The 24,259-nt window shown below is 71.3% G+C and carries 23 protein-coding genes; 11 read left to right on the plus strand and 12 right to left on the minus strand.

The annotated features are described in order from the left end of the window. Positions 1–39 precede the first annotated feature (39 nt). The 4 genes from IF29_RS0120105 to IF29_RS0120120 all read right to left on the minus strand — a co-directional run bounded on the left by IF29_RS0120105 (position 40) and on the right by IF29_RS0120120 (position 4,131). Positions 40–864: a carbohydrate ABC transporter permease gene (locus IF29_RS0120105; protein ID WP_232242218.1), complete on the minus strand. Its 825-nt coding sequence runs from the start codon at positions 862–864 to the stop codon at positions 40–42. 113 nt (positions 865–977) lie between these two features. Continuing rightward, complete coding sequence (locus IF29_RS0120110; RefSeq protein WP_051725549.1) at positions 978–1,889, minus strand: carbohydrate ABC transporter permease; 912 nt, start codon at positions 1,887–1,889, stop codon at positions 978–980. After that, positions 1,886–3,220: an ABC transporter substrate-binding protein gene (locus tag IF29_RS0120115; protein WP_030256745.1), complete on the minus strand. Its 1,335-nt coding sequence runs from the start codon at positions 3,218–3,220 to the stop codon at positions 1,886–1,888. The genes IF29_RS0120110 and IF29_RS0120115 overlap by 4 nt, the downstream gene beginning before the upstream one ends. Positions 3,221–3,396: 176 nt before the next feature. Then, positions 3,397–4,131 (minus strand): alpha/beta fold hydrolase, encoded by a 735-nt coding sequence (locus IF29_RS0120120; protein ID WP_030256746.1) that lies wholly within the window; start codon positions 4,129–4,131, stop codon positions 3,397–3,399. Between the two features lie 233 nt (positions 4,132–4,364). On the opposite strand from IF29_RS0120120, the gene IF29_RS0120125 reads away from it, so the two are divergent. Continuing rightward, positions 4,365–4,733 carry a winged helix-turn-helix transcriptional regulator gene (locus IF29_RS0120125; RefSeq protein WP_030256748.1) on the plus strand — a complete coding sequence of 123 codons (369 nt, stop codon included), beginning with the start codon at positions 4,365–4,367 and terminating at the stop codon, positions 4,731–4,733. Here IF29_RS0120125 and IF29_RS0120130 read toward each other — a convergent pair. Continuing rightward, positions 4,730–5,146 carry a MerR family transcriptional regulator gene (locus IF29_RS0120130; protein ID WP_030256752.1) on the minus strand — a complete coding sequence of 139 codons (417 nt, stop codon included), beginning with the start codon at positions 5,144–5,146 and terminating at the stop codon, positions 4,730–4,732. The two genes, IF29_RS0120125 and IF29_RS0120130, sit on opposite strands and share 4 nt — an antisense overlap. A 71-nt stretch (positions 5,147–5,217) precedes the next feature. Between IF29_RS0120130 and IF29_RS0120135 the strand changes: the two genes are divergently transcribed. Both IF29_RS0120135 and IF29_RS0120140 read left to right on the plus strand, forming a co-directional pair. Further along, positions 5,218–6,156 carry an alpha/beta hydrolase family protein gene (locus tag IF29_RS0120135; RefSeq protein WP_030256755.1) on the plus strand — a complete coding sequence of 313 codons (939 nt, stop codon included), beginning with the start codon at positions 5,218–5,220 and terminating at the stop codon, positions 6,154–6,156. Between the two features lie 48 nt (positions 6,157–6,204). Beyond that, complete coding sequence (locus tag IF29_RS0120140) at positions 6,205–6,993, plus strand: alpha/beta fold hydrolase (RefSeq protein WP_030256758.1); 789 nt, start codon at positions 6,205–6,207, stop codon at positions 6,991–6,993. Positions 6,994–7,050: 57 nt separating this feature from the next. Here the strand turns inward: IF29_RS0120140 and IF29_RS0120145 are convergent, their stop codons facing one another. Then, on the minus strand, positions 7,051–7,587 hold the full coding sequence (locus IF29_RS0120145) for a helix-turn-helix domain-containing protein (protein WP_030256760.1): 537 nt from the start codon (positions 7,585–7,587) through the stop codon (positions 7,051–7,053). A gap of 42 nt (positions 7,588–7,629) precedes the next feature. Between IF29_RS0120145 and IF29_RS0120150 the strand changes: the two genes are divergently transcribed. Continuing rightward, positions 7,630–8,931, plus strand: a complete 1,302-nt coding sequence (locus IF29_RS0120150) for an alpha/beta hydrolase family protein (protein WP_051725550.1) — start codon at positions 7,630–7,632, stop codon at positions 8,929–8,931. A 36-nt stretch (positions 8,932–8,967) separates the two neighbouring features. After that, positions 8,968–9,993, plus strand: a complete 1,026-nt coding sequence (locus IF29_RS0120155; RefSeq protein WP_030256766.1) for an AraC family transcriptional regulator — start codon at positions 8,968–8,970, stop codon at positions 9,991–9,993. On the opposite strand, the gene IF29_RS0120160 is transcribed toward IF29_RS0120155, so the two are convergent. Genes IF29_RS0120160 through IF29_RS0120180 form a run of 5 tightly spaced genes read right to left on the minus strand, consistent with a single transcriptional unit; the run spans position 9,990 to position 14,832 of the window. Beyond that, the gene (locus IF29_RS0120160) at positions 9,990–11,132 is read right to left on the minus strand and encodes a phosphotransferase family protein (RefSeq protein ID WP_051725551.1); all 1,143 of its coding nucleotides are present in this window, start codon (positions 11,130–11,132) and stop codon (positions 9,990–9,992) included. The two genes, IF29_RS0120155 and IF29_RS0120160, sit on opposite strands and share 4 nt — an antisense overlap. Further along, positions 11,129–11,887: an SDR family oxidoreductase gene (locus IF29_RS0120165; protein WP_030256771.1), complete on the minus strand. Its 759-nt coding sequence runs from the start codon at positions 11,885–11,887 to the stop codon at positions 11,129–11,131. The genes IF29_RS0120160 and IF29_RS0120165 overlap by 4 nt, the downstream gene beginning before the upstream one ends. After that, the gene (locus tag IF29_RS0120170; RefSeq protein ID WP_030256774.1) at positions 11,884–12,684 is read right to left on the minus strand and encodes an SDR family NAD(P)-dependent oxidoreductase; all 801 of its coding nucleotides are present in this window, start codon (positions 12,682–12,684) and stop codon (positions 11,884–11,886) included. The genes IF29_RS0120165 and IF29_RS0120170 overlap by 4 nt, the downstream gene beginning before the upstream one ends. Then, the gene (locus IF29_RS0120175) at positions 12,681–13,970 is read right to left on the minus strand and encodes an acyl-CoA dehydrogenase family protein (protein WP_030256776.1); all 1,290 of its coding nucleotides are present in this window, start codon (positions 13,968–13,970) and stop codon (positions 12,681–12,683) included. The genes IF29_RS0120170 and IF29_RS0120175 overlap by 4 nt, the downstream gene beginning before the upstream one ends. A 10-nt stretch (positions 13,971–13,980) precedes the next feature. Then, entirely contained in the window at positions 13,981–14,832 is an 852-nt protein-coding gene (locus tag IF29_RS0120180) for an AraC family transcriptional regulator (protein WP_084714625.1), read from the minus strand. Between the two features lie 85 nt (positions 14,833–14,917). On the opposite strand from IF29_RS0120180, the gene IF29_RS0120185 reads away from it, so the two are divergent. Then, positions 14,918–15,628, plus strand: a complete 711-nt coding sequence (locus IF29_RS0120185; protein WP_030256780.1) for an alpha/beta fold hydrolase — start codon at positions 14,918–14,920, stop codon at positions 15,626–15,628. Here the strand turns inward: IF29_RS0120185 and IF29_RS0120190 are convergent. Further along, a complete protein-coding gene (locus IF29_RS0120190; RefSeq protein WP_051725553.1) occupies positions 15,616–18,510 on the minus strand; it encodes a discoidin domain-containing protein in 2,895 nt (964 codons plus the stop codon). The genes IF29_RS0120185 and IF29_RS0120190 overlap by 13 nt on opposite strands. 195 nt (positions 18,511–18,705) lie before the next feature. Here IF29_RS0120190 and IF29_RS0120195 point away from each other — a divergent pair, with 195 nt between their 5' ends. From IF29_RS0120195 to IF29_RS0120215, 5 genes are all read left to right on the plus strand, one after another. Further along, positions 18,706–19,536, plus strand: coding sequence for a FadR/GntR family transcriptional regulator (locus tag IF29_RS0120195; RefSeq protein WP_051725554.1), 831 nt, complete (start codon positions 18,706–18,708; stop codon positions 19,534–19,536). A 207-nt stretch (positions 19,537–19,743) separates the two neighbouring features. Continuing rightward, positions 19,744–20,844, plus strand: a complete 1,101-nt coding sequence (locus IF29_RS0120200; RefSeq protein WP_030256789.1) for an enolase C-terminal domain-like protein — start codon at positions 19,744–19,746, stop codon at positions 20,842–20,844. Between the two features lie 57 nt (positions 20,845–20,901). Beyond that, entirely contained in the window at positions 20,902–22,290 is a 1,389-nt protein-coding gene (locus IF29_RS0120205; protein WP_030256792.1) for an ABC transporter substrate-binding protein, read from the plus strand. Further along, positions 22,287–23,219, plus strand: coding sequence for a carbohydrate ABC transporter permease (locus IF29_RS0120210; protein WP_030256795.1), 933 nt, complete (start codon positions 22,287–22,289; stop codon positions 23,217–23,219). The genes IF29_RS0120205 and IF29_RS0120210 overlap by 4 nt, the downstream gene beginning before the upstream one ends. Next, the gene (locus tag IF29_RS0120215) at positions 23,216–24,145 is read left to right on the plus strand and encodes a carbohydrate ABC transporter permease (RefSeq protein ID WP_030256797.1); all 930 of its coding nucleotides are present in this window, start codon (positions 23,216–23,218) and stop codon (positions 24,143–24,145) included. The genes IF29_RS0120210 and IF29_RS0120215 overlap by 4 nt, the downstream gene beginning before the upstream one ends. Positions 24,146–24,259: the final 114 nt, after the last annotated feature.

Below are 24,259 nucleotides of genomic sequence, written 5' to 3' on the forward strand. Positions count from 1 at the left end.
CTTGCCGCAACGATCGGGGTCGGCCGGGTCAGCGGGACCTCAGCCCTTGACCGCGCCGGCGAGCATGCCGCTGAGGAAGTGGCGCTGGAAGAAGAGGTGGAGCAGCAGCACCGGGGTGATGACGATGAGGGTCGCGGCGGCGAGCATCGGCACGTCCACGCTGTGGGCGCCGACGAAGAACCCCAGGCCGGCCGGGGCGGTGCGCTTGGCCGGGTCCTGGATCAGGACCAGTGCGAGCAGGAACTGGTTCCAGCCCCACAGCGTGTACAGCAGTCCGAGCGTGGTCAGCGCGGGGCGGCAGCAGGGCACCAGCACCCGCCACAGCACGGTCCAGCTGCCCGCGCCGTCCAGTGCCGCGGCCTCGACCAACTCGGCGGGCAGGGCCAGGAACTGCTGGCGCATCCAGAATGCGCCGAAGGGCATGAAGAGGCCGACCAGGGCCAGGACCAGCGCGAGCGGGGTGTCGGTCAGCCCCAGGTCGCGCAGGTCGTAGTAGAGCGGTACGACCGCCGCCTCGTACGGCAGGGTCAGCCCGAGCAGCAGGAACGCGAACAGCGCGCCGCGTCCGCGGAACTCCATGGTCGCGAAGGCGAAGCCGGCCAGCGTCGCGCAGAACAGCGCGAGCGGCACCACACCGAGTACGACGACGGCGCTGTTGCGCAGCAGGGTCCCGAATCCCGCTGCCGACCAGGCGGCGCCGAAGGTCCTCAGTGTCGGGTGCGCGGGCCAGGACAGTCCGGACACCACGGTGCCCGGCGGGTTGAGGGCGGCCAGCAGGAGGCTGGCGAAGGGGATCAGCACGGCGAGGGAGAACACCGTCATCACGACCGGTCCGGCCAGGCCCGCCAGATCCGGGCCGCGCACCCGCAGCCTGCTCCCGTTCCGGAGCCCAGTTTCCGCCACCGGGTCCGGATCCGGCGCGGGGAGGCCGGTCCCGGGTGCTGCGCTGTCACCTCGTTGTCGGACGGGGGTGGTGGTCACGGCTTCTCCCGGGTGAGCCGGCTGATGGCGAGGACCACCAGGCAGATGAGTGTGCTCAGCGCCACGGCCAGCGCGCAGGCCGCGCCGACCTGGCCGTCGGTGAACGCCAGACGGTAGATCAGCACACCGGGGACGACGGTGGAGTTGCCCGGGCCGCCGCCGGTGGTCACATAGACCACGTCGAAGCCGGCCAGCGCGGCGATGACGGTGACGGTCAGTGCGACGCGGATCTCGGCGCGCAGCCCGGGGAGGGTGACGGCGCGGAACTCCTGCACCGGTCCGGCGCCGTCCAGGCGGGCCGCCTCGTAGAGGCTGGTGTCGATCTTCTGGATGCCGGCCTGGAACACCACCAGGCACAGGCCCGTCATCACCCAGGTCCCGACCGCCCCGACGGCCACGTACGCCCAGGTGAAGTCGCCCAGCCAGGCCCGGGTGAGCGAGCCCAGGCCGACCGCGCGCAGCGCCTGGTTGACGGTGCCGTCCTGGGCGTACATCCAGCGCCACACCACGCCGACCGCGACCAGTGGCACCACCTGGGGCAGGAACAGCACGGTGCGCGCGACCCGGTACCGGCGCCCGCCCCGGCCACCGGTCACGGCGGCGAGCAGCAGGCCGACGGCCACCGGCAGCAGGGCGAAGAAGAGGACGAAGCCCAGCGCATGCTCCAGCGCCGCGAGCATGGTCGGATCGCTGAGGACCTGTCGGTAGTTGCCCAGGCCCGCCCAGGTACCGAGGGTGACGCCGTCCCAGGTGAACAGCGACAGCCAGATCGTGTGCAGCCACGGCAGTGCGACGAAGGCCGTGTACGCCAGCAGGGCGGGGGCCAGGTACAGGTAGGCGATCGGTCGCCGCCGCGGGGCGGTCCCGCTGCGGTGGCGCCGCAGGGCGCGTGCCGTCGGGAGGCTCACCGGTGCCCCTTCTGCCAGTCCGCCTGGAGCGCGGCCACGTACTGCGCCGCGCTGGACCTGCCGCCGATCAGTTCCTGGCCCGCGGAGGTCAGGGTGTCCGCCATGGTCGCGGTGGTGTTGTTGAAGAACGGCACCAGGCCGTTGCCCCGGTTCACTTTCGCCCAGGCGGTGGCGATGTCGGCGAGCACGCTGCCGGGCGGGGCGATGACCGCGTCCGCGTGGGCGAGCGGCATGAAGCCGGTGCTGAACTCGATCTGCGCGGCCCGGGCGCTGCCCATGAAGTTCAGGAACGCCGCGGCCAGGTCCGGGTGCCGGGCCCTGGTCGGGATCGCGTAGGCGACCGAGGTGCCGATCCCGGTCACCGGTGCGGACGCGGTGGCCCCCGGCAGCGCGAAGAAGCCGGCCTTGCTCGGCATCGCCTTGTCGATGAGGGCCCCGTCCCAGCTTCCGTCGAAGAGGAACAGCCCCTGGCCCTTGGCGAAGGCCGCCACCGAGCCCGGCAGGTCGGTGCCGTTGGCGCCGGCGGGCAGGAAGCCCTGCTTGGCCCAGTCGGCCAGGTCCTCGGCACCCTTGGTGCCGCCCGGCGAGGCGATGGTGGCGTGCGGCACGCCGTAGGCCCAGGCGGTGCTCCTGGCCGCGCCGTCGACCGAGTCGGCGATCGACTGGAACACGAAGCTGGCGTGGCCCTGCAGGTTGCCCAGTTGGATCGGAACCGCACCGGCCGCCTTGGCCTTGGCCAGGTCGGCCTGGAAGTCGGCGAAGGTGGTGGGCGCGGTGATGCCGAGTTTCGCGGCCAGAGCCTTGTCGTAGTAGACCCCGACCAGGGAGAAGCCGGCCGGCGCCGCCCACAGGTGCCCGCTGCCCAGCTGCCTGCCGTCGTTGCTTGCCCGCCACTGGTCCAGCTCGGTGCTGGGACAGGCCCGGTCCCACCCGTACGCGGCAACGTACGGGTCCAGGTCGCGCACCAGGTTGGCCCTGACCGTGGTTCCGATCATGTTCAGCAGCGCCAGGTCGGGTGCGTCGGCCGAGGAGAGGGTGAGGTTCAGGCTGGTGTTGTAGTCCCCCGCCGCCGTGTACCTGTAGTCGATGGTGACGTTGGGGTGCAGCTTCTCGAAGGCCGCGGCCAGGGCCCGGGTCGTGCCCGAGTTCTCCGAGCTCGACACCGTGAGCGTGACGCTGCCCGCAGGGACGGCCGTCGACACCGGACCGGACGGCGCCGGGGCCAGCTGGCTGCCGGCCCCGGGAACCAGTGCACTGCACGCGCTCAGCGGCGTCGCGGCGGCCGCGACGCAGACGGCGAAGGTGACGCAACGTCTCGCGGCACGGCGCACCGGGGCTCCTCGGTCCAGGGCGGAACGGACTGACCTGGCCCGACTTTCGCAGCGCACTCGCCGCGCCGCGCGCCGCCTCGCCGATGACGCCCCCTCAACTCGCACGGTCGGCCGCGCTCCCCGGCGCACCGCGGCCCCCGACGCACTGTGCCCCGACCGCGGATCGAATGCGCGGATCAGTCCGTGCGGAGCAGCAGTTCGCTGAGTTCCGCAGGCTTGATGATCATGCAGTCGTGACCGCTCTGCAGTTCGTGGATGCGTGACGGCTCGCCATTGGGCTGCGTCCGCGGGACGGGCCGCCGGGTGACGCCCGTCGGCTGGCTGCCGACACAGAGAATGTGGGTCCGGGGGATCAGTGCCTGCGCGGGGTTGTCCATCTCGACGGGCTGCTGGAAGCAGAGGACTGATTCGTCGGTGAGCATGGCCTTGAGCCAGACGAGGTCGTCGGGATCGGTGACTCCGAACAGGCCCAACGGTGCGGGGAACTCCGGCAGCGGCGGGATGCGCCAGGGCTGGGCATCGGCGGCGGCACCGTCGATCATGCCCTGCGTGAGCGGCATGACATCGATCGCGTTCTCTCCGTGCGTGGGCACCATCGCGTCGACGTACACCAGGTGCGAGACCCGGTCCGGGATCCGGTTCGCCACGCCGGAGATGACCAGGCCCGCGTAGCTGTGCCCGACGAGTACGACGTCGTTCAGATCCAGGTCGAGGATGAGACCGACGACGTCGTTCACGTGGGTGACCAGTCCGACCTCGGGGCCCAGCAGGTGAGCCTTGTCCCCGTGGCCGGTGAGGGAGGGCGCGAGGACACGGTGCCCCTGGACCGTGAGCAGTGCGGCGACGCGGTCCCAGGCCTGCCCGTCGTGCCAGGCGCCGTGGACGAGGACATAGGTGTTCGATGCAGGCATGACTGTTCCCTTGGAGTGGGCATGGATGAGCGGACGGGTCACGGTGCGCTGAGCGGAGGGCTCAGCCGCATTCGTGCCGCACGGCGGGCGCAGCGTCGGAAGCAGGCTCCTCGGTGCCGCGGAGCCCTTCGTGACGGACCGGGGCGAACCCGGTCCCGGCGCCCTGCGGGGCGGTGCGTTGCACACCCTCGACGGTAGAGATCCGATAGGTACCAAAAGGTACCCTTCGGCCTATGAGCCTCCGCCCCGGAACCGTCTTCCTCGCCGACTGCCCGGCCAGGCTGGCCATCGAGATCATCGCCAGCAAGTGGGCCGTGGTCACCCTGTTCGCGCTGAGCGACGGCCCGCTGCGCCACGGCGAACTGGTCGAGCTGATCGGCGGCGTCTCGCGCAAGGTCCTCACCCAGACCCTGCGCCGGCTTCAGAGCCATGGACTGGTCGAGCGCCAGGTGTACGCGGAAGCGCCGCCTCGGGTGGAGTACAGCCTGACCGAACTCGGGAGCACACTCCGGGAACCGATCACGATGCTGACCGCATGGGCCCGATCCAACGGCGAGGCGATCGCCGCCTTCCACGAGACGGCCGAGACCGAGGACTCCTAGGTACTGGTGGCGCCGCCGACCTGTGCCGGATCGGTCGGTACCGGGTCGGGACGGCAGGGGGTCCCGGTGTCCATGGATGCGGAGGCGCCGGCGATGACCGCGTCGAGCCGGTCTCGGGTGTGCGTGAGATCGGCGATGTGCTGGTCGATGTGACCGCGCTCCACGGCCAGGCGGTTCAGGAGTTCGGGAGTGGCCTTGCCGTCGACGACGCAGGGCGTGAGTTCGGCGATGGTCCTGCTCGACAGACCGGCGGTGAACAGTTCCCGGACCAGGAGGATCCGGGCAACCGCGGATTCCGGGTAGTGGCGCTGGCCGGTGCTGCTGCGCTCGGCGGTGAGCAGGTCCTGCTCCTCGTAGTACCGCAGCGCCCGGGTGCTGACGCCGGTGCGGCGGGCGAGTTCCCCGATGCGCATTGCGAGCTCCATGTGATCCGTGCCATGACGACTTGCCTTTGACGTCGACGTCAGGTTTTAGCGTAGTTCGCATGACGACCCACCGGACGACCGGCCTCACCGGCCCCGCTCCCACCCCGACCCTGACGGTCAAGCCGATCGTGCTGCCCGCACCCCAGCGCGGCCAGGACCTGAACGTACGCGTTTCCGCACCGCTCTCTGGCACACGCCTGCCGGTCGTGCTCTTCGCACACGGATTCGGCTCCGACCTGGACGGCTACGCGCCGCTGGTCGACCATTGGGCCGCTCACGGCTTCGTGGTGGTCCAAGCCACGCATCTCGACTCCAACCGAGTCGCCATCGCCGCGGACGACTCCCGCTGGCCGCACCTGTGGCGCTACCGCGTGCAGGACATGAAGCGCATCCTGGATGAGCTCGAGCTGCTGGAGGCATCCGTGCCGGGCCTGTCCGGCAGGGTCGACCACAGCCGGATCGTCGCAGCGGGCCACTCCTTCGGGGGCCAGACCGCGGGCATCCTGGTAGGTCTGCGCGTCACCGACCCCCTGACCGGCACCGCCGAGGACCTGTCCGACTCCCGGGTCGTGGCCAGCATCCAGCTGGCCACGGCCGGCAAGGGCGGCGACGAACTGACCCCCTTCGCCCACGAGAGGCTCCCCTGGCTCCGCGACCAGGACTTCTCCCACATCACCGCCCCGGGACTGGTGGTCGCCGGCGACAAGGACGACCTCCCGCTCTCCACCCGGGGGCCCGACTGGACCAGCGATCCCTACACCCTCAGCCGCGGCAACAAGAGCCTGCTCACGGTCTACGGCGGCGAGCACTCCCTCGGCGGCATCTCCGGCTACCGGGCAGCAGAGACCACCGACGAGGACCCCGTCCGTGTCGCCCTCGTCCAGCAGGTCACCCTCGCCTATCTGCGCCACGTCACCGGCGTGGACCACACCGACTGGCAGACGGCCCGATCCGTCCTCGCCGACGCCCACGCGCTGGGACGACTGGAGAGCAAGTGACCCCGGGCGGTCGCAATCCGGCGCCGAGCGGCGCATAGGGTCTCCGGTGTGCGCAGAGCAATCACCCGGGACGGCGCCGCCGTCGCCTACCAGACCGCCGGCCGCGGAACGCCGCTCCTCCTGCTGGCCGGGCAGGCCAACACCCACCACTGGTGGGACGGAGTGCGGGAGGACTTCGAGGACGGCTACCGCACCATCACCCTCGACTGGCTCGGCACCGGCGCCAGCGACAAGCCCGACCGCCCCTACAGCACCCGGGGGTTCGCCGCCGACGCGGTCGCGGTGCTGGACGACCTGGGCGTGGAGCGGGCCCATGTCTACGGGACCTCGATGGGCGGCCGGGTCGCCCAGTGGCTGGCCGCCGACCATCCCGAACGGGTCGGGGCGCTGGTCCTCGGCTGCACCTCGCCCGGCGGCGCGCACGGCGTCGAGCGCGACAACACCGTCCGCAGGTCGCTCGCGCAACCCGACCGGGAGGCCGCGCGGCGCGCCTTGCTGGACCTGATGTACACGCCCGCCTGGACCGCCACGCATCCCGGCCCGCAGCAGACCCTCGGCGACCCCGAGCTGCCCGGCTTCGCCCGGCGGCGCCACCTGGCGGCCAGCGCCGGACACGACGCCTGGGACGCGCTGCCTGGCATCACCGCCCCCACCCTGGTCATCCACGGCACGGACGACCGGTTCAACCCCGCCGCCAACGCGCCCCTGCTGGCCGAGCGCATCCGCGGGGCCGCGCTGCACCTCGTCAACGGGGCCCGGCACGCCTACTTCGAGGAGTTCCGCGCCCTCGCCTCCCCCGCGGTGCTCACCTTCCTCGACGGAGAGGTCACGGGGTGACGCGGAGCGAGGAGACCAGGGTGTTGGTGGCGGGCCGTCAGGTCCCGGCCCCACGGCTCACTGCGGCGGGGCTTCCACCGGGAAGTGGATCGGGCTCAGCAGGTACTGCGCCCGGCCCGGGCCCGGGCGGTTGGCCAACTTGGGCACGATGGCCGCGCGCATGTCGCCGATCAGCTCGTCCAGTTCCTCCGGGCTGAGCCAGAGGGCGTGTTGCCGGTAGCCCACCTGGTCGGCCACCGGGTCGGCCGCCTCGCGGTCCAGGTAGGCGTTGAACTCGGCCAGCAGGGCGGTCATCGCGGTGGCGAAGGCCTGCCGGTGGTCGGCGGGGGTGAGTGTGCGGACCGCCTCGGGGCCGACCACGGCTCGGTCCTGGCGCAGCCGGTAGTGCCGCTCCACCGCGCCGCGGACCCGGCGTTCCTCGGCCACCTCCAGGATCCCGCCGGTGACGAGCAGGTCGATGTGCCGGTAGACGGTGGCTTTGGAGGCTTCCGGGATGCGTGCGCAGAGCTGAGCGGTGGTCAGCAGCCTTCCGCCGCCCATCGCATGCACGATCCGCAGCCGGATGGGGTGGGCGAGCAGTTCCAGGGAGTCCATGTCCCAACCTTCTCATATCTGCTACCTTTCTCAATTATGCGAATGGATGAGGCGGGAACACTGAAGGTGGCACGGGACTTCGCCGCGCTCCTGGTGGCGGAGCGTTTCGTGGAGACCGTGGAGCTGTTCGCACCACCCCTGCGCGCCGCGGTGTCGGCCGATGCGCTACGGCTCGCCTGGGCGGCCGAGGTCGCCGGACAGGGCGGGGTCGGCGCGATCGGGGAGCCGACGAGCGAGCCGGGCGAAGCCGACCTGGTGCGCGTCCGCATCCCGATGGCCTGCGCGAACGGCGGCTTCACCCTGGTCACTTCGGTCGGCGCTGACGGCCTGCTGCACGGTCTGCGCATCGCTCACGGCGAGGACGGCGCCGACAGCCCCGCCTGGCAGTCACCCCCCTACGCGGACCCGGCCCGGTTCACCGAGCAGGAGGTCCTGATCGGCAGCGGCCCGCTCGCCGTGTCCGGCACGCTGAGCCTGCCCGTCGGACCCGGCTCCGGACCCGGCTCCGGACCCTGGCCCGCCGTCGTCCTGCTCAGCGGCGGCGGCGCGTTCGACCGGGACGGGAGCAGCGGCCCCAACAAGCCGCTCAAGGACCTCGCCTGGGGACTGGCCACCCGACAGGTAGCGGTCCTGCGCTTCGACAAGGCGACCTTCAAGCACCCGCACCGCCTGCCGGCGGACTTCACCATGGCCGACGAGTACCTGCCGCCCGCGCTCGCCGCCGTCCGACTGCTCCGGGACCGGCCCGAAGTGGCTCCGGACCGGATCCACCTGCTCGGCCACAGCATGGGCGGCAAGGCGGCGCCCCGGATCGCCGCGGCAGATCCGTCGATCGCCGGGCTGGTGCTGCTCGCCGCGGACGCCCAGCCGATGCACCAGGCCGCCGTCCGGGTGGCCCGCCATCTCGCGGCGCTCTCCCCCGGTACCGGCGCGGACCAGGCGGTGGCGGCGCTGACCCGGCAGGCCGAGCTGGTGGCCGGCTCCGAACTCACGCCTGACACCCCGTCGGAACTGCTGCCGCTCGGCCTCTCCGCCGCCTTCTGGCTCGACCTGCGCGGCTACGACCCGGTGGCCACGGCGGCCGGCCTCACCTGCCCGATGCTGATCCTGCAGGGCGGGCGGGACTACCAGGTGACCGTCGCCGACGACCTGACGCGCTGGCAGGCTGCGCTCGCGGACCGGCCCGAGGTGACGATCCGGATCCATCAGAACGCCAACCACTTCTTCTTCCCCGGCAGCGGCCCCGCCACCCCGGCCGAGTACGCACGCCCGGGCCACGTCGGTCCTGCGGTCGTGGACGAGATCGCGGCCTGGCTGACCGCGGTAGCGCCGCGCCGCCGGTGATTTGATCCTGGGCGACACCGGCGCCATCCTGTGAGCATGTCCCTGGTGCGGTCGGCAGGCCTGCAGAAGTTCCGACAGTCCGTCGAGGCTCTGGGCGGAGATCCGGAGGTGTACGCCCGCAGGGCGGGTCTGCCCGTCGACGCGCTGGACAGCGACGAACTGCTGGTCGAGGACTCCGCCCTGGCCGCGGTGCTGGAGATCGCCGCAGCCGACCTCGGCTGCCCGGACCTGGGACTGCGGGTGGGCCGGGCCCAGGACTTCGGCATGCTGGGCCCGCTGGCGGTGGCGATCCAGCACTCCCCCTCGGTCGCCGACGCGCTCGCATGCACCTCCCGGTACATGTTCGTCCATGCCCGCGATCTCAGCGTCGCACTGGTGGAGGATCCCGACGGATCCCACGGCGTGGTCGGGCTGCGGTACTCCTTCAGCGCGGGCAAGCGGCCGCTGCCGCAGGCCACCGACATGACCATGCTGTTCCTCCACCGCGCGGTGGAGTTCCTGGTGGGCGGCCGCTACGGCCTGCGGTCGGTCGACCTGCCGCACCAGCCCGCGGCGCCGCGGTCGCGGTACGAGGACGCCTTCGGCGCCCGGGTCCGCTTCGGCCGCGACGCCGCGCTGCTGCGGGTGCCGTCGAGCCTGCTGTCACGCCCGCTCGACGGGGTCGACGAGACCCTGCGCCGGCTCGCGCTGGCCTTCCTCTCCCAGCAGTCCTCCGAGGCCAGGCCGCTGGTGACGGCGAAGGTGCGGACCGTCCTGGACCAGTCCCTGGGAACCGGCTCCACCGAACTCGTCGACGTCGCCCGGGCCCTGGCCGTGCATCCGCGCACCCTGCAGCGGCAGCTCGCCGCGGAGGGCGAGTCGTTCGCCTCCGTCCTGGACTCGGTCCGCCGGGCCAGGGCGCGCACCTACCTGACCACGACGGACATGCCGCTCTCCCAGGTCAGCGACCTGATCGGGTTCGCCGAGCAGGGGGTGCTCAGCCGCTGCGCCCAGCGGTGGTGGGGACGGACGCCGTCCGCACTGCGCCAGGAGGCACGCAGCCGCGCCCGGCCCCGCGCCTAACCGGGCGGCGCGCTCCCGACCTGGGCCTCGGCGAACCCGGGGCCCATCCGCCCGGCCGCGGAGATCAGGCGGCGGCAGCGCAGTTCGAGCACCACGACCGCGACGCCGAAGAAGCGGAACTGCCTGTTGGTCGTCTGCCTGGTCAGGTACCGCTGGTAGACCTGCTGGGCGATGACGGCGACCCGGAACAGCCCGAAGACCTGGTACCAGGCCCATTCACGGTTGGTCACCCTCAAACCGGTGCGCGCGCAGTAGTGACCCACCACCTCCTCACGGGTCATCATCCCGGGCAGGTGGGTGGGCTGGCGGCGGAAGGCCTGCAGGTGCCTGCCGTCGTCGGCCTGCACCCAGTAGCCCAGGCAGTTCGCGAGGTCCATCAGCGGGTCGCCGACGGTGGCGAGTTCCCAGTCGAGCAGACCGACCGGCCGGGTGGGGTCCTCCGGGTCCAGGACGACGTTGTCGAAGCGGAAGTCGTTGTGCACCAGCGTGTGCGGCCGGTCGGCCGGCTGGTTCGCGGCCAGCCAGCCCATGACCCGCTCGAAGCTGCCGACGTTCCAGGTGCGTGCCCTGCGGTAGCGCTCCGACCAGCCCTCGACCTGCCGGCGCACATAGCCGTCGCCCCGGCCGAGGTCGCCGAGGCCGGTGGTCGCCAGGTCCACCGCGTGCAGGTCCACCAGCAGGTCGATGACATTGCGGCACAGGGCGGCGGTCTGTTCGGGGTCCAGCACCACCTCGCGCGGCAGGTCCCTGCGCGGGATCGGGCCGGCGAGCCGCTGCATCACGTAGAACGGCGAGCCGATCACCGCCGGGTCCTCGCACAGGGCGACGGTGCGCGGCACGTACGGCAGGAAGTGTCCGAGCTGGGTCTGGATGCGGTGCTCGCGGCCCATGTCGTGCGCACCGTTGCGGTGGGTTCCCTTCGGGGGACGGCGCAGGATCAGGTCACCGTCCGGGTAGCCCAGCAGGTAGGTCAGATTGGAGACGCCCCCGGAGAACTGCCGCACCTGCGGCAGGGCGCCCAGGTCGATCCCGGTGCTGCCCGGCGCGGCGTTCGCGGCGAGCCAGCCGGCCATGGCGGCAACGTCGAAGGCGTCGTCGTCGCGGACCTGGCGCAGACCGGCGATGCTCTCCTGGTTCATGTGAGCCTCCGGACCACGGACAGCGGCAGGACCTTCAGGGCGAGGCCGAGCGGCAGCCACGGCCAGGCCGGGACGTAGGCCTTGGCCCGGCGCCGCTCGATGGCCCTGACCATCGCGCGCACCCCGGTCGGTGTGTCGACCATGAACCGGGTGCGCTGCTCGACGTGGGCGTTCATCTCCGAGCGGATGTACCCGGGGTGGATGACCGAGACGTCCAGGCCCTGGATGGACTCCGAGCGCAGGCCCTCGGCGAGGGAGGCGATCCCGGCCTTGGTCGCCGCGTAGGTGGTCATGGACCTGCGCATGCCGCGCAGGGCGGACATGGACGAGATCAGCACCAGGTGGCCATGGCCCTGGCGGCGGAAGATCTCCAGCGCGGCCTCGGTCTGGGCCACGGCTCCGACGAAGTTGGTCATCGCCGTGGCGAGGTTGGCCTCGGCGCGCCCGGTGCCCAGTGGGGCGCCGGTGCCGACACCGGCGTTGACGACGACCCGGTCGACGGTGCCGGTGCGCTGCACCAGGTCGTGGAAGACCGAGGCGACCGCGGTGGTGTCGGTGACGTCGAGGGCGGCGGTGTGGACAATGCGGCCGGTGGAGACGCGGATCTCGTCGGCCAGGGCGTCCAGCCGGTCGGTACGGCGGGCACACAGGGCCAGGTCGTAGCCCAGGGCCGCGAACTGACGGGCCATCTCCGCTCCCAGCCCCGAGCTCGCCCCGGTGATGAGGACGGTGCCGCGGCGGTTCTGCCTGGTCATCCTTGCTCCTCCCGCAGCTCGGCGCGCCGGATTCGCGCGCCAGCGGCCAGCATCTGACGGTCGTACAGGGGCCGGGCCAGGCGCTTGGTCCAGTACGCGATCCGCGCGGACCGGTCCGGCAGGACCAGGAACCGTCGTGCGTCCACGCCCTTGAGCACCCGCGCGGCGACCTCCTCGGCCCCCAGTGGGGCCCGCGCGATCAGCTTGGTCGCGACCTGGTCCATCAGCGGGTCCTCCCCGCCCAGGGAGGCGGCCAGGTTGGTGCGGAAGAACGAGGGGCAGACCACCGTCACATCCACGCCCCAGGGGCCGAGTTCGTGCCGCAGGCTCTCCGAGAGGGCGACCACGGCCGCCTTGCTCGCGTCGTAGGAGCTCATCGCGGCCGGATGGACCAGCCCGGCCAGGGACGCCACATTGACCAGGTGGCCGTGCCCCTGGGCCTTGAGCAGCGGGGCGAAGGTGCGGCAGCCGTTCACCGCGCCGAGGACGTTGACGTCCAGCACCCGCCGCCAGTGCGCGTCGTCGACCCGGTCCACGCGCCCGCCGGCGGCGATTCCGGCGTTGTTGACCAGCACGTCGAGCCCGCCGAACTCGTCGTGCACGCGTCGCAGCGCATCCGCCCAGTGCTGCGTCGAGGTGATGTCCAGCCGCTGGTAGAGCGCCCCCGCCGGGACCGGCGCCCCGGCGGCGAGGTCGGTAACCAGCACCCGATCCCCGCGGGCGGCGTAGCGGGAGGCCAGGGCCGCGCCCAGGCCGGAGGCGCCGCCGGTGATCAGCACACACCGGACGCGGCTCATCGCGCCGCCCTGTGCTCGCTGTGCTTGCTGTGCTTGCTGTACTTGGCCAGCTCGACCCGGGCGACGACGTCCTTGTGCACCTCGTCGGGACCGTCGGCCAGGCGGACGGCCCTGGCGGCGGTCCAGGCTCCGGAGAGCGGGAAGTCGCTGGAGAGTCCGGCGCCGCCGTGGATCTGCATGGCGAAGTCGATGACCTGCTGGGCGACGTTCGGCGCCGCCACCTTGATGGCGCTGACCTCGGCGAGCGCACCCCTGGCACCGACGGTGTCGAGCTTCCAGGCGGCGTCCAGGATCAGCAGCCGGGTGGAGTCGATGGCGATCCGTGCCTCGGCGATGCGTTCGCGGTTGCCGCCGAGGTCCGCCAGCGGCCTGCCGAACGCGGAACGCGACAGGCCGCGCTCACAGGCCAGGTGCAGGGCCCGCTCGGCCAGGCCGATCATGCGCATCGCGTGGTGCACCCGGCCGGGGCCCAGGCGGCCCTGGGCGATCTCGAAGGCCCGCCCGGGGCCGGCGACGATGTGTGAGAGCGGGACCCGGACGTCGGTGAAGGACACCTCGCCGTGGCCGAAGGGCTCGTCGAAGAAGCCCATCGTGTCCAGCATCCGCTCGACCTTCACCCCCGGGGTGTCCCTGGGGACCAGCACCATCGAGTGCCGGGCGTGCTTGGGCGCGCCCGGATCGGTGAGCCCCATCACCACCAGGACCTCGCAGTGCGGGTGCCCGATGCCGGTGGTCCACCACTTGCGGCCGTCCAGGACCACCTCGTCGCCCTGGACCACGGCCGTGAGCTGCATGTTGGTGGCGTCCGAGGACGCCACCCCCGGCTCGGTCATGGCGAACGCCGAGCGGATCGACCCGTCGAGCAGCGGGTCCAGCCAGCGGTCCCGCTGCTCCGGGGAGCCGTAGCGCAGCAGCACCTCGGCGTTGCCGGAGTCCGGTGCGTTGCAGTTGAACACGTACGGCGCCAGGAACGACCATCCGGTGGCCTCGGCGATCGGTGCGTAGTCCAGATTGGTCAGCCCGGTGCCGCCGCGGGTGCCGAACCGTTGCGCGTAGGGCCCCTCGTGGCCTGCGGGCAGGAACAGGTTCCACAGCCCCTGCGCCCGCGCCCGGCGCTGCAGCTCCCCCAGTTCCTCCGGCACCTGCCACGGATCCGCCCCGCCGGTTCGGCGGGCCTCGCCCTGACGCCGGTGCAACGCGTGCTCGATCGGGGCGATCTCGTCCCGGATGAACGTCCGCACGGCCTCGGTGAGCTCGACCGCGCGGGGAGAAGGGGTGAAGTCCATGACCATCACGCTAGGGACGGTCCGACCCTTGTTCTTGATCCTGCGCGACAACAATTTGATCCTGGACGACACGCCCGCTGCGGTAGCGGCCCGGGGTCGTTCCGATGATGTCGGTGAAGGCCGCGATGAAGCTGCTGGGGTTGGCCCAGCCGCAGGCGGTGGCGGTGCGGGTGGTGTCGTGGCCCTCGGCGAGGAGCACCAGGGCGTGGTGGACCCGTAGTTGGGTGCGCCATTCGTAGAAGGTCATGCCGAGTTCGTCGTGGAAGAGCCGGCTGAGGGTGCGTGAGCCGGCTCCGACGGCTTTCCCGAGTTCGGCCAGGGTGGAGCTGTCGGCGGGCGTCTCGTGCAGGAGCCGGGCGATGGCCCGCAGCCGGTCGTCCTGTGGTTCGGGCAGGTGCAGGGGCTGTTCGGGGGCTTCGCTGAGTTCCTCGACCAGGACTCGCAGCAGGCGCGAGCGCGCGGGGCGGCTGTAGTCGGGCACGGCCGGGTCGTAGCTGCGGGGGCCGGTCAGCGCGAGCAGGACCTCGCGGACCAGGCCGGAGGCCAGGAACACCACCGGGCGGTCCGGGACCAGCCGGGCCAGGGACGGCGCGAGGAAGACGATCCGCATGTCGGTGTCGCCGTGGGCGCGGTGCTGGTGGGTGAACCCTGCCGGGGTCCAGGCGACCCGGTTGGCCGGGACGATCGAGGTGCCGCGCTCGGTGTGGACCGCCAGGACCCCGTTGGCCGCGTAGACGAGGTGGCCCCGGGCGTGCGACTGCACCTCACTCGACTCGCCGGACGGCCACAGGTGGCGCCCGCCGGAGGGCCACAGCTGTGACGTCGCACCGGCGGTCGGACCAGGTTGGCGGTGAACGGGCATCAGTTGGCATCCTAGCGGTGGCACGCCACCCGCCGGTCCCGTGAGACTTCCTGCATACCGCTGCTTGAGCCACAGGGAGAGACCCATGACCACGTTCGTGCTGGTGCCCGGCGCCTGGAAGGGCTCCTGGTCGTTCGAGACGGTGGTTCCGCTGCTGGAGCGTGCCGGTCACACCGTTCACGCGCTGACCCTGACCGGCCTGCGGCCGGACGACGACGCCGCGACGGTCGCCACCGCCAACCTCGACACCCACGCCGGCGACGTACTGCGGCACCTGGACGCCCACCACATCACCGACGGGACACTGGTGGGCCACAGCTACGCCGGGATGGTGGTCGCAGCCGCCGCCGACCGGGCCGGCGGCCGGATCTCCCGGCTGGTGCACCTGGACGCCTACGTACCGCGCGACGGCGACTCGTGCTGGTCGTCGACCAATGAGCACTTCCGCCGGGTGTTCGCCGCCGGTGCCGCGGCCACCGGTTACGCCGTCCGACCGCCGGACGGCGGCGATCCGCGCCGCCGTCCCCATCCGCTCGCCTCCTTCCTGCAGTCGATCCGGCTCACCGGCGCGTTCGCCCGGGTCCCCCGTCGGGAGTTCGTCTACTGCTCGGGCTGGGAGGACCGGACGCCGTTCGCCGACCTCCGCACCCGGCTCCTGGCCGATCCCGGGTGGCAGGTCCACGACCTCCCGACCGGGCACGACGCCATGCACGAGGCCCCGGAGGCGGTCGCCGCACTGCTGCTCGGCGGCGACCGCACCCCGGAGCCGTCGGCGCGGCCGGATCAGCCGCTGTAGACGCCGAGCTCGCTGACCGCCATCTGTCCGCCGGTCTGTCCGCCCTGGTTGGGCAGGTCGGCGACCAGCCGGATGTAACGCGCCGTCACGGGGGCGGCCAGCTGGACGCCGGAGCGTCCACCTGCCGTGTCGGCGTGGCGGGCCACGGTCCAGTAGGTGGAGCCGTCCAGGGAGACGTCGATGTGCCAGTTGGTGGCGAATGCGGTGTCAGGCTGCTGCAGCGAGACCACGTCGACGGACTGCGGCTGGGTCAGGTCGATCTGCTGGATCCACCGGTACTGTCCGGTGGCCTGCGCCGAGGTGGCGGTGTTTCCGTCGTCGGCCAGGGACGGTGTGGAGTTGGGCTGCATCTGGGCCTGGGTGCCGTCGATGTACAGCGCCTGGGCGGGCCGGCCGAGTGCCAGGTCGGGCTGGCCCGAGGTCGGCGCGAAGGCTCCGACCTCGGCGATGGCCATCTGGTCCCCGCGCTGGTTCCAGTCGGTGGGCGCGTCGGCGACGATGCGCAGGTACCTCGCGGAGACCGCGCCGGTGAAGACGACCGGGATGGTTCCCCAGCCGCTGTCGGTGACGGTTCCGACCGTGGTCCAGCTGCTGCCGTCGGTGGAGGCGTCGACGTGGAAGGCGGTGGCGAAGTGGGCCTGAGGCATCGTCACGGTCACCCGGCCCAGGCTCTGCTGGGCCTGCAGGTCGACCACCAGCTGCCAGCGGAACTGGCCGCTGGCCTGGACGTAGCTGGCGGGGTTGCCGTCGGTCGCGTAGGACAGCTGCGAGTAGGACTGCAGTGCGGCGGTGGAGCCGTCCAGGAACTGCGCCTGGACCGGCTTGCCCAGGGCCAGGTTGGTCTGGGCCTGCCCTGCGGGGGCCTGGGCGAGGGACGCGTACTGCGGTTCGAGTCCGGCGTTGGCGATCAGTGAGGCGGGAACGCCGGTGCCGTCGGGTGACACCTGGGTGTTGCTGATGGTGGCGTCGGTCGGAGTTCCGCAGGGCCAGTCCGGGGTGGTGTTCTCGACGTAGTTGCCGGTGAACGAGAACTCGCCGTAGGGCGTTCCGGTCCCCTCCTCGCAGCCGCCCATCGAGGGCGTGTTGTTGGCGTACATGGCGTTGCCGGTCATGGTGATGTACTCGCTGCCGCCGTCGGTGTAGATGGCGTGGCCGCCGTTGGCCGAGTCGGTGTTGCGGACCACGTTTCCGCTGATCAGCAGCCCGTCGGCGAGCGAGTCGCCTTCCTGTCCCAGGACGTAGATGCCGCCGCCGTCCGAGCGCTGCTGCATCTGGTCGAAGACCAGGTTGTCCAGGATCTGGTTGCCCTTGGTCTCGGTGGGCGTGCGCCCCCAGCCCCAGTTGGAGCTGATGCCGCTGTAGGGGACGTCGTTGACCTGGTTGTGCTCGATGGTGTCGTAGCGGGTGTAGCCCTGGAAGATGCCGACGCCTCCGGTGTACTCGACGGCGATGTTGTGGATCCAGTTGTCGGCGACCGTGTTGTTGGCGGGCAGCAGCGCCAGGTCGGTCGGGTCGGCGTCGGTGCCGTTGCCGATCTCCAGGCCGTTGCCGGAGATGTCGGTGAAGGTGTTGCCCTGGATGGTGGATCCGTCGGCGTCCTGGCCCAGTTGCAGGCCTGCGGCGCCCAGGTGCTCGAAGGTGCTTCCGGTGATGCTCAGCCCGGTGGTGTGGTCGAAGACGACGTTGCCGGGGGTCATCGTCCAGGCGCCGTAGGGGCAGGTGCCGGGGCTGGTGGTGGAGTAGCGGGTGCAGGTGCCCTCGTTCTGCCAGGCGTTCTGGCCGGTGAGGCGCATGTTCGCCTGGACCTCGGAGAAGCCGTCGCTGCCGTCGGGCGCGGTCCAGCCCCCGTACTCGAAGGAGATTCCGGAGAAGGCCAGGCCGTTGAGCGGCTGCTGTTCGGTGCCGGTGCCGGAGACCAGGGTCTGCAGTCGGGGGATCTCCACGTCCGCGGTGCTCATGTCCTGCCCCTCGCGGGGCAGGTAGTAGACGGTGTTGGTGCTGCGGTCCAGGTACCACTGGCCGGGCTGGGTCAGCAGGGGCTTGGCGTTCTCCACGGAGCTGGGCAGGTCGGCGTTGACGCCGTACTGCTTCTTGGTGGAGTTGTCGAAGCAGGGCTGGTCCATGGTGACGGTGGTGCCGGAGACCGAGGCGATGCCGCAGCGGACCTGGGTCCAGGCGACGTTGTAGACGAACTCGACGTCGGAGATGTTCGACCAGGTGGTGAAGACATTGCTGGCGGCGGTGTAGCCGGTGGCGGTTCGGGTGAGCGTGGTGGGGACCGCGCCGGCGGCCCGGTTGGCGCGCACCCCGTTGACGTAGAGCTGCCGGGTGTCGGTCCCGGCGGGGACGCCGGTCTGCCAGACGCCGTTGGCGCCCTGGGTCCAGCTGGTGAGCTGCCAGCCTCCGCTGAGCACGGGGGTGGCGCCGGCCGCGGCCCGGTAGGTCACCGTGTGGCCGGAGGTGGCGCCGTCCCCGGCGGCGGCGCTGAAGGAGAGCGTGCTGGCCAGGCGGTAGGTGCCGCCGGCCAGGACGACGTCGATGTCGCCCTGGGCGGTGGCGGTGGCGGACCGCACCAGCTGCTGAGCGGTGGTCAGCGCGCAGGGGGCGGCTGTGGTGCACGCCTGGCCGCTGCCGGTGGGCGAGACGTAGTAGGAAAGGGTCGTGGCCGCCTCGGCCGTAGTGGCCCCGGCTCCGGTCAGGGCCCCGATGATCAGGCCGGCGCAGGCGGCCAGTGCGGCTGTCAGGCTGCGGCGCCGTGGCGCGGTTCGGTGCGGCGCGGTTCGGTGCATGGTCGTCACTCCCGAGACGTCGTCGGTCGAGGTGCGGACGGCAGGTCCACCGCGGCCCGTCGCGGCGCCGACTCCGGCAAGCTTCTGCTCCATCCGAGTGGATGGACCATATGTATCCGGCGAGCCACTGCGCAATGGGCTGAGCACGACAGTCCGGTTTGCACGGCTTCATCCTTGGAATTCCCGTGGTCGCGACGAAAATCCGCCGGGAAGCTTCCCTTCCGGAAGGGCCGGTGCCATAGTGGCGGCGAAAATAGATCTGGTTCATTTGAGCGAGGGGGTCATCTGGTGTCAGGTACAGCCAAGGCCGGGCCGGGCGAGGCGGACGACGCGTCGGAGCGCTACCGTCCGGGGTACGAGCTGGTGGCGGAGCAACTGCTGGGCTACATCGCCGAGCAGAACCTGATGCCCGGCGACCGGTTGCCGACCGAGCAGGGGCTCGCGCAGATCCTCGGCGCGACCCGCAACGTCACCCGCGAGGCGGTCAAGGTGCTGGCGGCGATCGGCCGGCTCAGCGTCCGCAAGGGCGCCGGGATCTTCGTGGCGGCCTCCCCCGGCACCCTGGCCGACGACCAGCTGGCGCACTTCCAGCCCACCAGCATGGAGCATGTGCTGATGCTGCTGGACTACCGCCGGCTGATCGAGTCGGAGACGGCACGACGGGCCGCCACCCTGGCCACCCCGATCGAGGTCCGGGCGATGCGGGAGAGCGCCGAACTGTCACTGGCCGCCGGCAGGGCGGTCGACGCCGAGGAGTTCGCCCGCACCGACGCCCTGTTCCACAACTCCGTCAGCGTCGCGGCCCACAACGTCTTCCTGCAGGCGAGCGTCGCCAACATCCGGCGCCTGGTGTCGCAGTCGGACGTGCTGCTCTTCCACGGCGACGTACCCGGTTCGCTGGAAGTCGCCGGCAACCAGCACGTCGCCATCACCGCGGCCATCGCGGCGGGCGACACGGAGCTGGCCGCCGAGCTGATGGTCGCTCACATCGACACCACCCAGCACCAGTTCGAGCGCAGGATCCGCGACCGCGTGTTCAACCTCGGCACCAGGCCGGCGGCGCCCGCCCCGTCCCAGCAGTCCCAGCAGCCGCCGTCCCAGCAGACCTCCGCCTCCTAGGCCTTGCCGCCACCGCTGCTGTCACGCCTTTCCGGCGGGACGCCCCCGTGCGGGCGTCCCGCTCCCACCCCATGGCAGGGCCCGAGCCCGCAGAGCGCCTGCACCTTCGCAGTCACCGTCACGGTCACGGCCCGGGACACGGCACCCAACCGGTCCCCCGCCGGACACCGTCGTGCCCTGCTCCGCTCCGACGAACAGAGAGCCAGCATGAAGATCACCCATGTCGAAGCCCACCGGATCCGCGTCCCCCCGGCCGATCCCCCCTTCCAGTGGCGGAACGGACTGAGCGGCAGCCCGGCCGTGGGCGACGGCGCGGTCCTGCGGATCGGCACCGACGACGGCGCCGAGGGCGTGGCGCTGTTCGCCCGGCCCGGAGCCGACGTGATGCTCCAGGACCTGGTGGAACGGGTCTTCCGGGAGGAACTGGTCGGGCAGGACCCGTACCGGCGCGAGTGGCTCTGGGACCGGGTGTGGGAGATCGACCGCATCCAGGAACTACCGCTGCCGGCCCTGGGCCTGATCGACGTCGCGCTGTGGGACCTGGCCGCACGCGTGGGCGACCAGCCGGTCTGGCAACTGCTCGGCGGCTACCGCGAGTCCATCCCCGCCTACGCCTCCACCTCCACCTTCGCCACCACCGAGGAGTTCCTCGACGTCGCCGACCAGTGCCTGGCACTGGGCTACCAGGGCATCAAACTGCACGCCTGGGGCGACGCCCGCCGCGACGCGGCGCTGTGCCTGGCCCTGCGCGAGCACGTCGGCCCCGACGTCCCGCTGATGTACGACGGCTCGGCCGGCTTCGACCTGCCGGACGCCGTCCATCTGGGGCGGGCCCTGTCCGAGGCGGACTACCTCTGGTACGAGGAGCCGATGCGCGAGTTCAGCATCAGCGCCTACCGGCGGCTGGCGGAGTCGGTCTCCGTCCCGCTGCTGGTCGCCGAGACCTCCGACGGCGCGCACATGAACTCCGCCGACTTCATCGCCGCGGGCGCGGCCACCTTCGGCGTCCGGGTCGGCACCACGCTGCGCGGCGGCATCACCGGCGCCATGCGCACCGCGCACCTCGCCGACGCCTACCGGCTGCGGGCCGAGGTGCACGGCTCGGACATCCCCAACCACCACCTCTGCATGGCGATATCCAACACCACCTACTACGAGTCCCTGGTGACCTCCACCACCGTCACCCGGGAACGGCACGTCGACGACCGGGGCCTGGTGCACGCACCGGTCGGCCCGGGGATCGCCCTGCCCTACGAGAACGACTACGGCAGGGAACTGCAGCAGTTCGTCGAGCGACCCGCGATCTGACGCACGCCCACCCCACCGGACACCACCCACCCGGCCAGGAACCAGAAGGGCACCACCATGAGAACCCCGAACCTCCCGAGATCCGGCTCCCGCCGCACCGCGGTCCGCGCCGCCGTCGCCGTCCTGTCGGCCACCGCGCTCACCGCACTCGCCGGCTGCGCCAGCGCCGGATCCACCACCGCCACCTCGGCGTCGGGAGCCGCGAGCTTCAAGCCGGCCACCCAGGACGCCACCTCCACGGTCACCGTCTGGGCCGACTCGACCCGGCTCCCCTCCGTGCAGGCGTACCAGAAGTCGCACCCCGACGTGAAGCTGAACATCGTCACCTACGACGGCAGCGCGGACGGCTCCACCTACCTCCAGACCAAGATCCAGCTGTTCGACCGCACCGGCAGCGGCTGGCCCGACGTGGTCTTCGGCTCCCCCACCGACGTCACCTGGGCGTCCCGGCCGACCAAGCCCGGCGCCACCGCGTTCGCCGCGCCGCTGGACCAGAACCTGGTCCCGCAGAGCACCCTGGACAACTTCGCCAAGGGCTCGCTCACCCCGTGCCAGTACGACGGCCACACCTACTGCCTGCGCAACGACATCGCCCAGGTGGTGCTCTGGTACAACAAGACGCTCATGGACAGGTTCGGCTACACCGTGCCCACCACCTGGGAGCAGTACCAGGCCCTGGGCGAGAAGGTCGCCAAGGAGCATCCCGGCTACCTGGTCGGCTCGGTCGGCGACACCAACTCCCAGGAGTCCTACTTCTGGTCCAGCCAGTGCCCGGCCTTCCAGCTGACCGACCCGGACACCCTGCGCACCGACCTGTCCAGCCCGGACTGCACCCGGATGTCCAACCTGCTCGACACCCTGATCGCCGACAAGTCCGTCAGCACCCAGGGCTTCTTCAGCCAGGGCTTCGCCAAGGACAGCGGCAGCAAGGTGCTGATGGCCAACGGCCCCTCCTGGTACGGCCAGTACCTGTTCAACGCGGCGTTCAAGACCCCGGCCGGGCAGATCGCCGCAGCCGCGCCGCTGACCTGGGACGGCGAGACCACCGCGGCCACCGGCAACGTCGGCGGCGGCGTGTGGATGGTCTCCTCGCACAGCACCAACCTCAAGGCCTCCACCGACCTGGCCACCTGGCTGACCACCTCCGACGCCAACCAGGCCGGCGCGCCCACCTACCCGGCCTACGTGCCGGCGGCCGACGCGTGGCTGGCCAACCCCGACAACAAGAAGTACTTCGCCACCGACGTCAGCAGCGCCTTCAAGACGGCGGCGAACGAGGTGTGGACCGGCTGGTCCAACACCAAGTTCAGCGACGCCACCGCCTGGTCCAGCGTGGTCTTGCCCGCACTGACCGCGGGCAAGACCCTCACCGCCACCCTGCCCGCCTGGCAGACGGCCATCGCCGACGAGGCGAAGTCCGTGGGATACAAGGTGACCACGCAATGACGCTGCTGGAATCCCGGCGCGTCACAGCACCCGTCCGCCGCCGCGGGACACCGCGGCGGCGGGGCGGCGGCGGTCTTGCGGGCTACTTCTTCGTCGGCGGCTACGCGATCCTGCTGCTCGCCTTCGGCGTCTTCCCCACCGTGTACGCGTTCTACCTCTCGCTGACCAACGACCGCGGCCAGTTCACCGGCATCAACCAGTTCGTCAAGGTGGCCCAGGACTACCGGTTCGTCCCGGCCTTCACCGACATGCTGCTCTACCTGGCCATGTGGCTGGTGGTCCTGGTGGTGCTGACCGTGCTGGTGGCCGTGGTGCTCCGCGGCCGCATGCGGCCCGGCCTGTCCGCGCTCTTCCGCTTCCTGTTCTACATCCCCGGCGCGCTGGCCGGCGTGGCCAGCGTGCTGGTGTGGCTGTTCATGCTCGACCCGGCCGTCAGCCCGGTCTCCTGGCTGCTGGACTCGCTCGGACTGCACACCTTCGCAGCCGTGCTGACGCCCGGGAACCTACCGGTGATCTTCGTCCTGATCGCCTTCTGGACCGGCGCCGGCGGCTGGATCGTGGTGATGTACGGAGCACTCAACAACATCCCCGACGAGGTCCTGGAGGCCGCCAAGATGGACGGGGCCGGGCCCTGGCGCACCGCCTGGCACATCCAGGTCCCGATGATCCGTCAGTGGATCGCCTACATGGCGATCCTCGCCTTCGCTGCCGGCACCCAGCTCTTCGTCGAACCGCAGCTGCTGCAGACCGCGAGCCTGGGCCGGGTCACCCCGACCTGGTCCCCCAACCAGCTGGCCTACGTCTTCGCCTTCCAGCAGGGCGACTTCAACGGCGCCGCCGCCATCTCGGTCTTCCTGCTCGCCCTCGGCCTCATCGGCGCCGGCCTGCTGGTGCGCCGCTCGGACATGTTCAAGGTGGACGAAGGATGACAGACACCGCCCTCGACCGACCCCGCGCGCTGCGGCAGCCCCCCACCGCGCGCCGCTCCCCCGGGCGGGTGGTGTCGACGCTCGTCGTCGTCCTCCTGCTCGGCCTGCTGCTGGTCTTCTTCGTGCTGCCGGTGATCTGGCTGCTGCTGGCGCCGTCGAAGACCGCCGCACAGATCGTCAGCGACCCGCCCCTGTCGTTCGGCTCCTTCAGCCAGATCGGCGCCGCCTGGGACCACCTCACCGCGTTCCAGAACGGGGCGCTGCTGGTGTGGCTGAAGAACTCCGCGGTCTACTCCGGCGCATCGCTGCTGCTGACCCTGGCCACCAGCGTCCCGGCCGGCTACGCCCTGGCGCTGACGAAGTTCCGCGGCCGCAAGACGCTGCTGATGGTCACCCTGGTGACCATGATCATGCCGTCGGCGACCCTGGTGCTGCCGATCTTCCTGGAACTCAACAAGTTCCACCTGATCGGAACCGTATGGTCGATCATCCTGCCGTTCTCCTTCTACCCCTTCGGCGTCTACCTGGTCTACATCTACTTCGCGACCAGCCTCCCCCGGGACATCCTCGCGGCGGCCCGGATCGACGGCTGCTCGGAATGGCAGATCTTCACCCACATCGCGCTGCCGCTGGCCAAGCCGGTCATCGGGCTGGTCGCCTTCTTCAGCTTCGTCGGCAACTGGAACAACTTCTTCCTGCCCTACCTGGTCCTGCCCAACAGCAACGAGTTCCCGATCCAGGTCGGGCTGAACCAACTGCTCTCGTCCACACCCTCGTTCAACCCCGTCGCCGGCGCGGGCCTGAACATCACCATCCCGGAACTGGCACTGGCCATCATCGTGGCCATCCTGCCGGTCCTGGTCCTGTTCCTGTTCTCGCAGCGGACCCTGGTCTCCGGCATGCTCGCCGGTGCGACGAAGGAGTGAGCCCGCGCTTCGCCATTACTGAGGTTGTAGGCGTGGTGTCGTCATGGTGAGTCCGGTGCCGGCGAGGCATCCGTCGATGAGGTCGGGCCGGTACTGGACTTGGCGAAGGCCTCG

It is taken from the genome of Streptacidiphilus jeojiense (assembly GCF_000719095.1).
Lineage (GTDB): Bacteria > Actinomycetota > Actinomycetes > Streptomycetales > Streptomycetaceae > Streptacidiphilus > Streptacidiphilus jeojiensis.

Bases quoted from the DNA above. Each gene is read 5' to 3' on its own strand.
- IF29_RS0120120 (WP_030256746.1), bottom strand. From the start codon at position 4,131: ATGCCTGCATCGAACACCTATGTCCTCGTCCACGGCGCCTGGCACGAC.
- IF29_RS0120125 (WP_030256748.1), top strand. From the start codon at position 4,365: ATGAGCCTCCGCCCCGGAACCGTCTTCCTCGCCGACTGCCCGGCCAGG.
- IF29_RS0120130 (WP_030256752.1), bottom strand. From the start codon at position 5,146: ATGCGCATCGGGGAACTCGCCCGCCGCACCGGCGTCAGCACCCGGGCG.
- IF29_RS0120135 (WP_030256755.1), top strand. From the start codon at position 5,218: ATGACGACCCACCGGACGACCGGCCTCACCGGCCCCGCTCCCACCCCG.
- IF29_RS0120145 (WP_030256760.1), bottom strand. From the start codon at position 7,587: ATGGACTCCCTGGAACTGCTCGCCCACCCCATCCGGCTGCGGATCGTG.
- IF29_RS0120150 (WP_051725550.1), top strand. From the start codon at position 7,630: ATGGATGAGGCGGGAACACTGAAGGTGGCACGGGACTTCGCCGCGCTC.
- IF29_RS0120155 (WP_030256766.1), top strand. From the start codon at position 8,968: ATGTCCCTGGTGCGGTCGGCAGGCCTGCAGAAGTTCCGACAGTCCGTC.
- IF29_RS0120160 (WP_051725551.1), bottom strand. From the start codon at position 11,132: ATGAACCAGGAGAGCATCGCCGGTCTGCGCCAGGTCCGCGACGACGAC.
- IF29_RS0120165 (WP_030256771.1), bottom strand. From the start codon at position 11,887: ATGACCAGGCAGAACCGCCGCGGCACCGTCCTCATCACCGGGGCGAGC.
- IF29_RS0120170 (WP_030256774.1), bottom strand. From the start codon at position 12,684: ATGAGCCGCGTCCGGTGTGTGCTGATCACCGGCGGCGCCTCCGGCCTG.
- IF29_RS0120175 (WP_030256776.1), bottom strand. From the start codon at position 13,970: ATGGACTTCACCCCTTCTCCCCGCGCGGTCGAGCTCACCGAGGCCGTG.
- IF29_RS0120180 (WP_084714625.1), bottom strand. From the start codon at position 14,832: ATGCCCGTTCACCGCCAACCTGGTCCGACCGCCGGTGCGACGTCACAG.
- IF29_RS0120185 (WP_030256780.1), top strand. From the start codon at position 14,918: ATGACCACGTTCGTGCTGGTGCCCGGCGCCTGGAAGGGCTCCTGGTCG.
- IF29_RS0120190 (WP_051725553.1), bottom strand. From the start codon at position 18,510: ATGGAGCAGAAGCTTGCCGGAGTCGGCGCCGCGACGGGCCGCGGTGGA.
- IF29_RS0120200 (WP_030256789.1), top strand. From the start codon at position 19,744: ATGAAGATCACCCATGTCGAAGCCCACCGGATCCGCGTCCCCCCGGCC.
- IF29_RS0120205 (WP_030256792.1), top strand. From the start codon at position 20,902: ATGAGAACCCCGAACCTCCCGAGATCCGGCTCCCGCCGCACCGCGGTC.
- IF29_RS0120210 (WP_030256795.1), top strand. From the start codon at position 22,287: ATGACGCTGCTGGAATCCCGGCGCGTCACAGCACCCGTCCGCCGCCGC.
- IF29_RS0120215 (WP_030256797.1), top strand. From the start codon at position 23,216: ATGACAGACACCGCCCTCGACCGACCCCGCGCGCTGCGGCAGCCCCCC.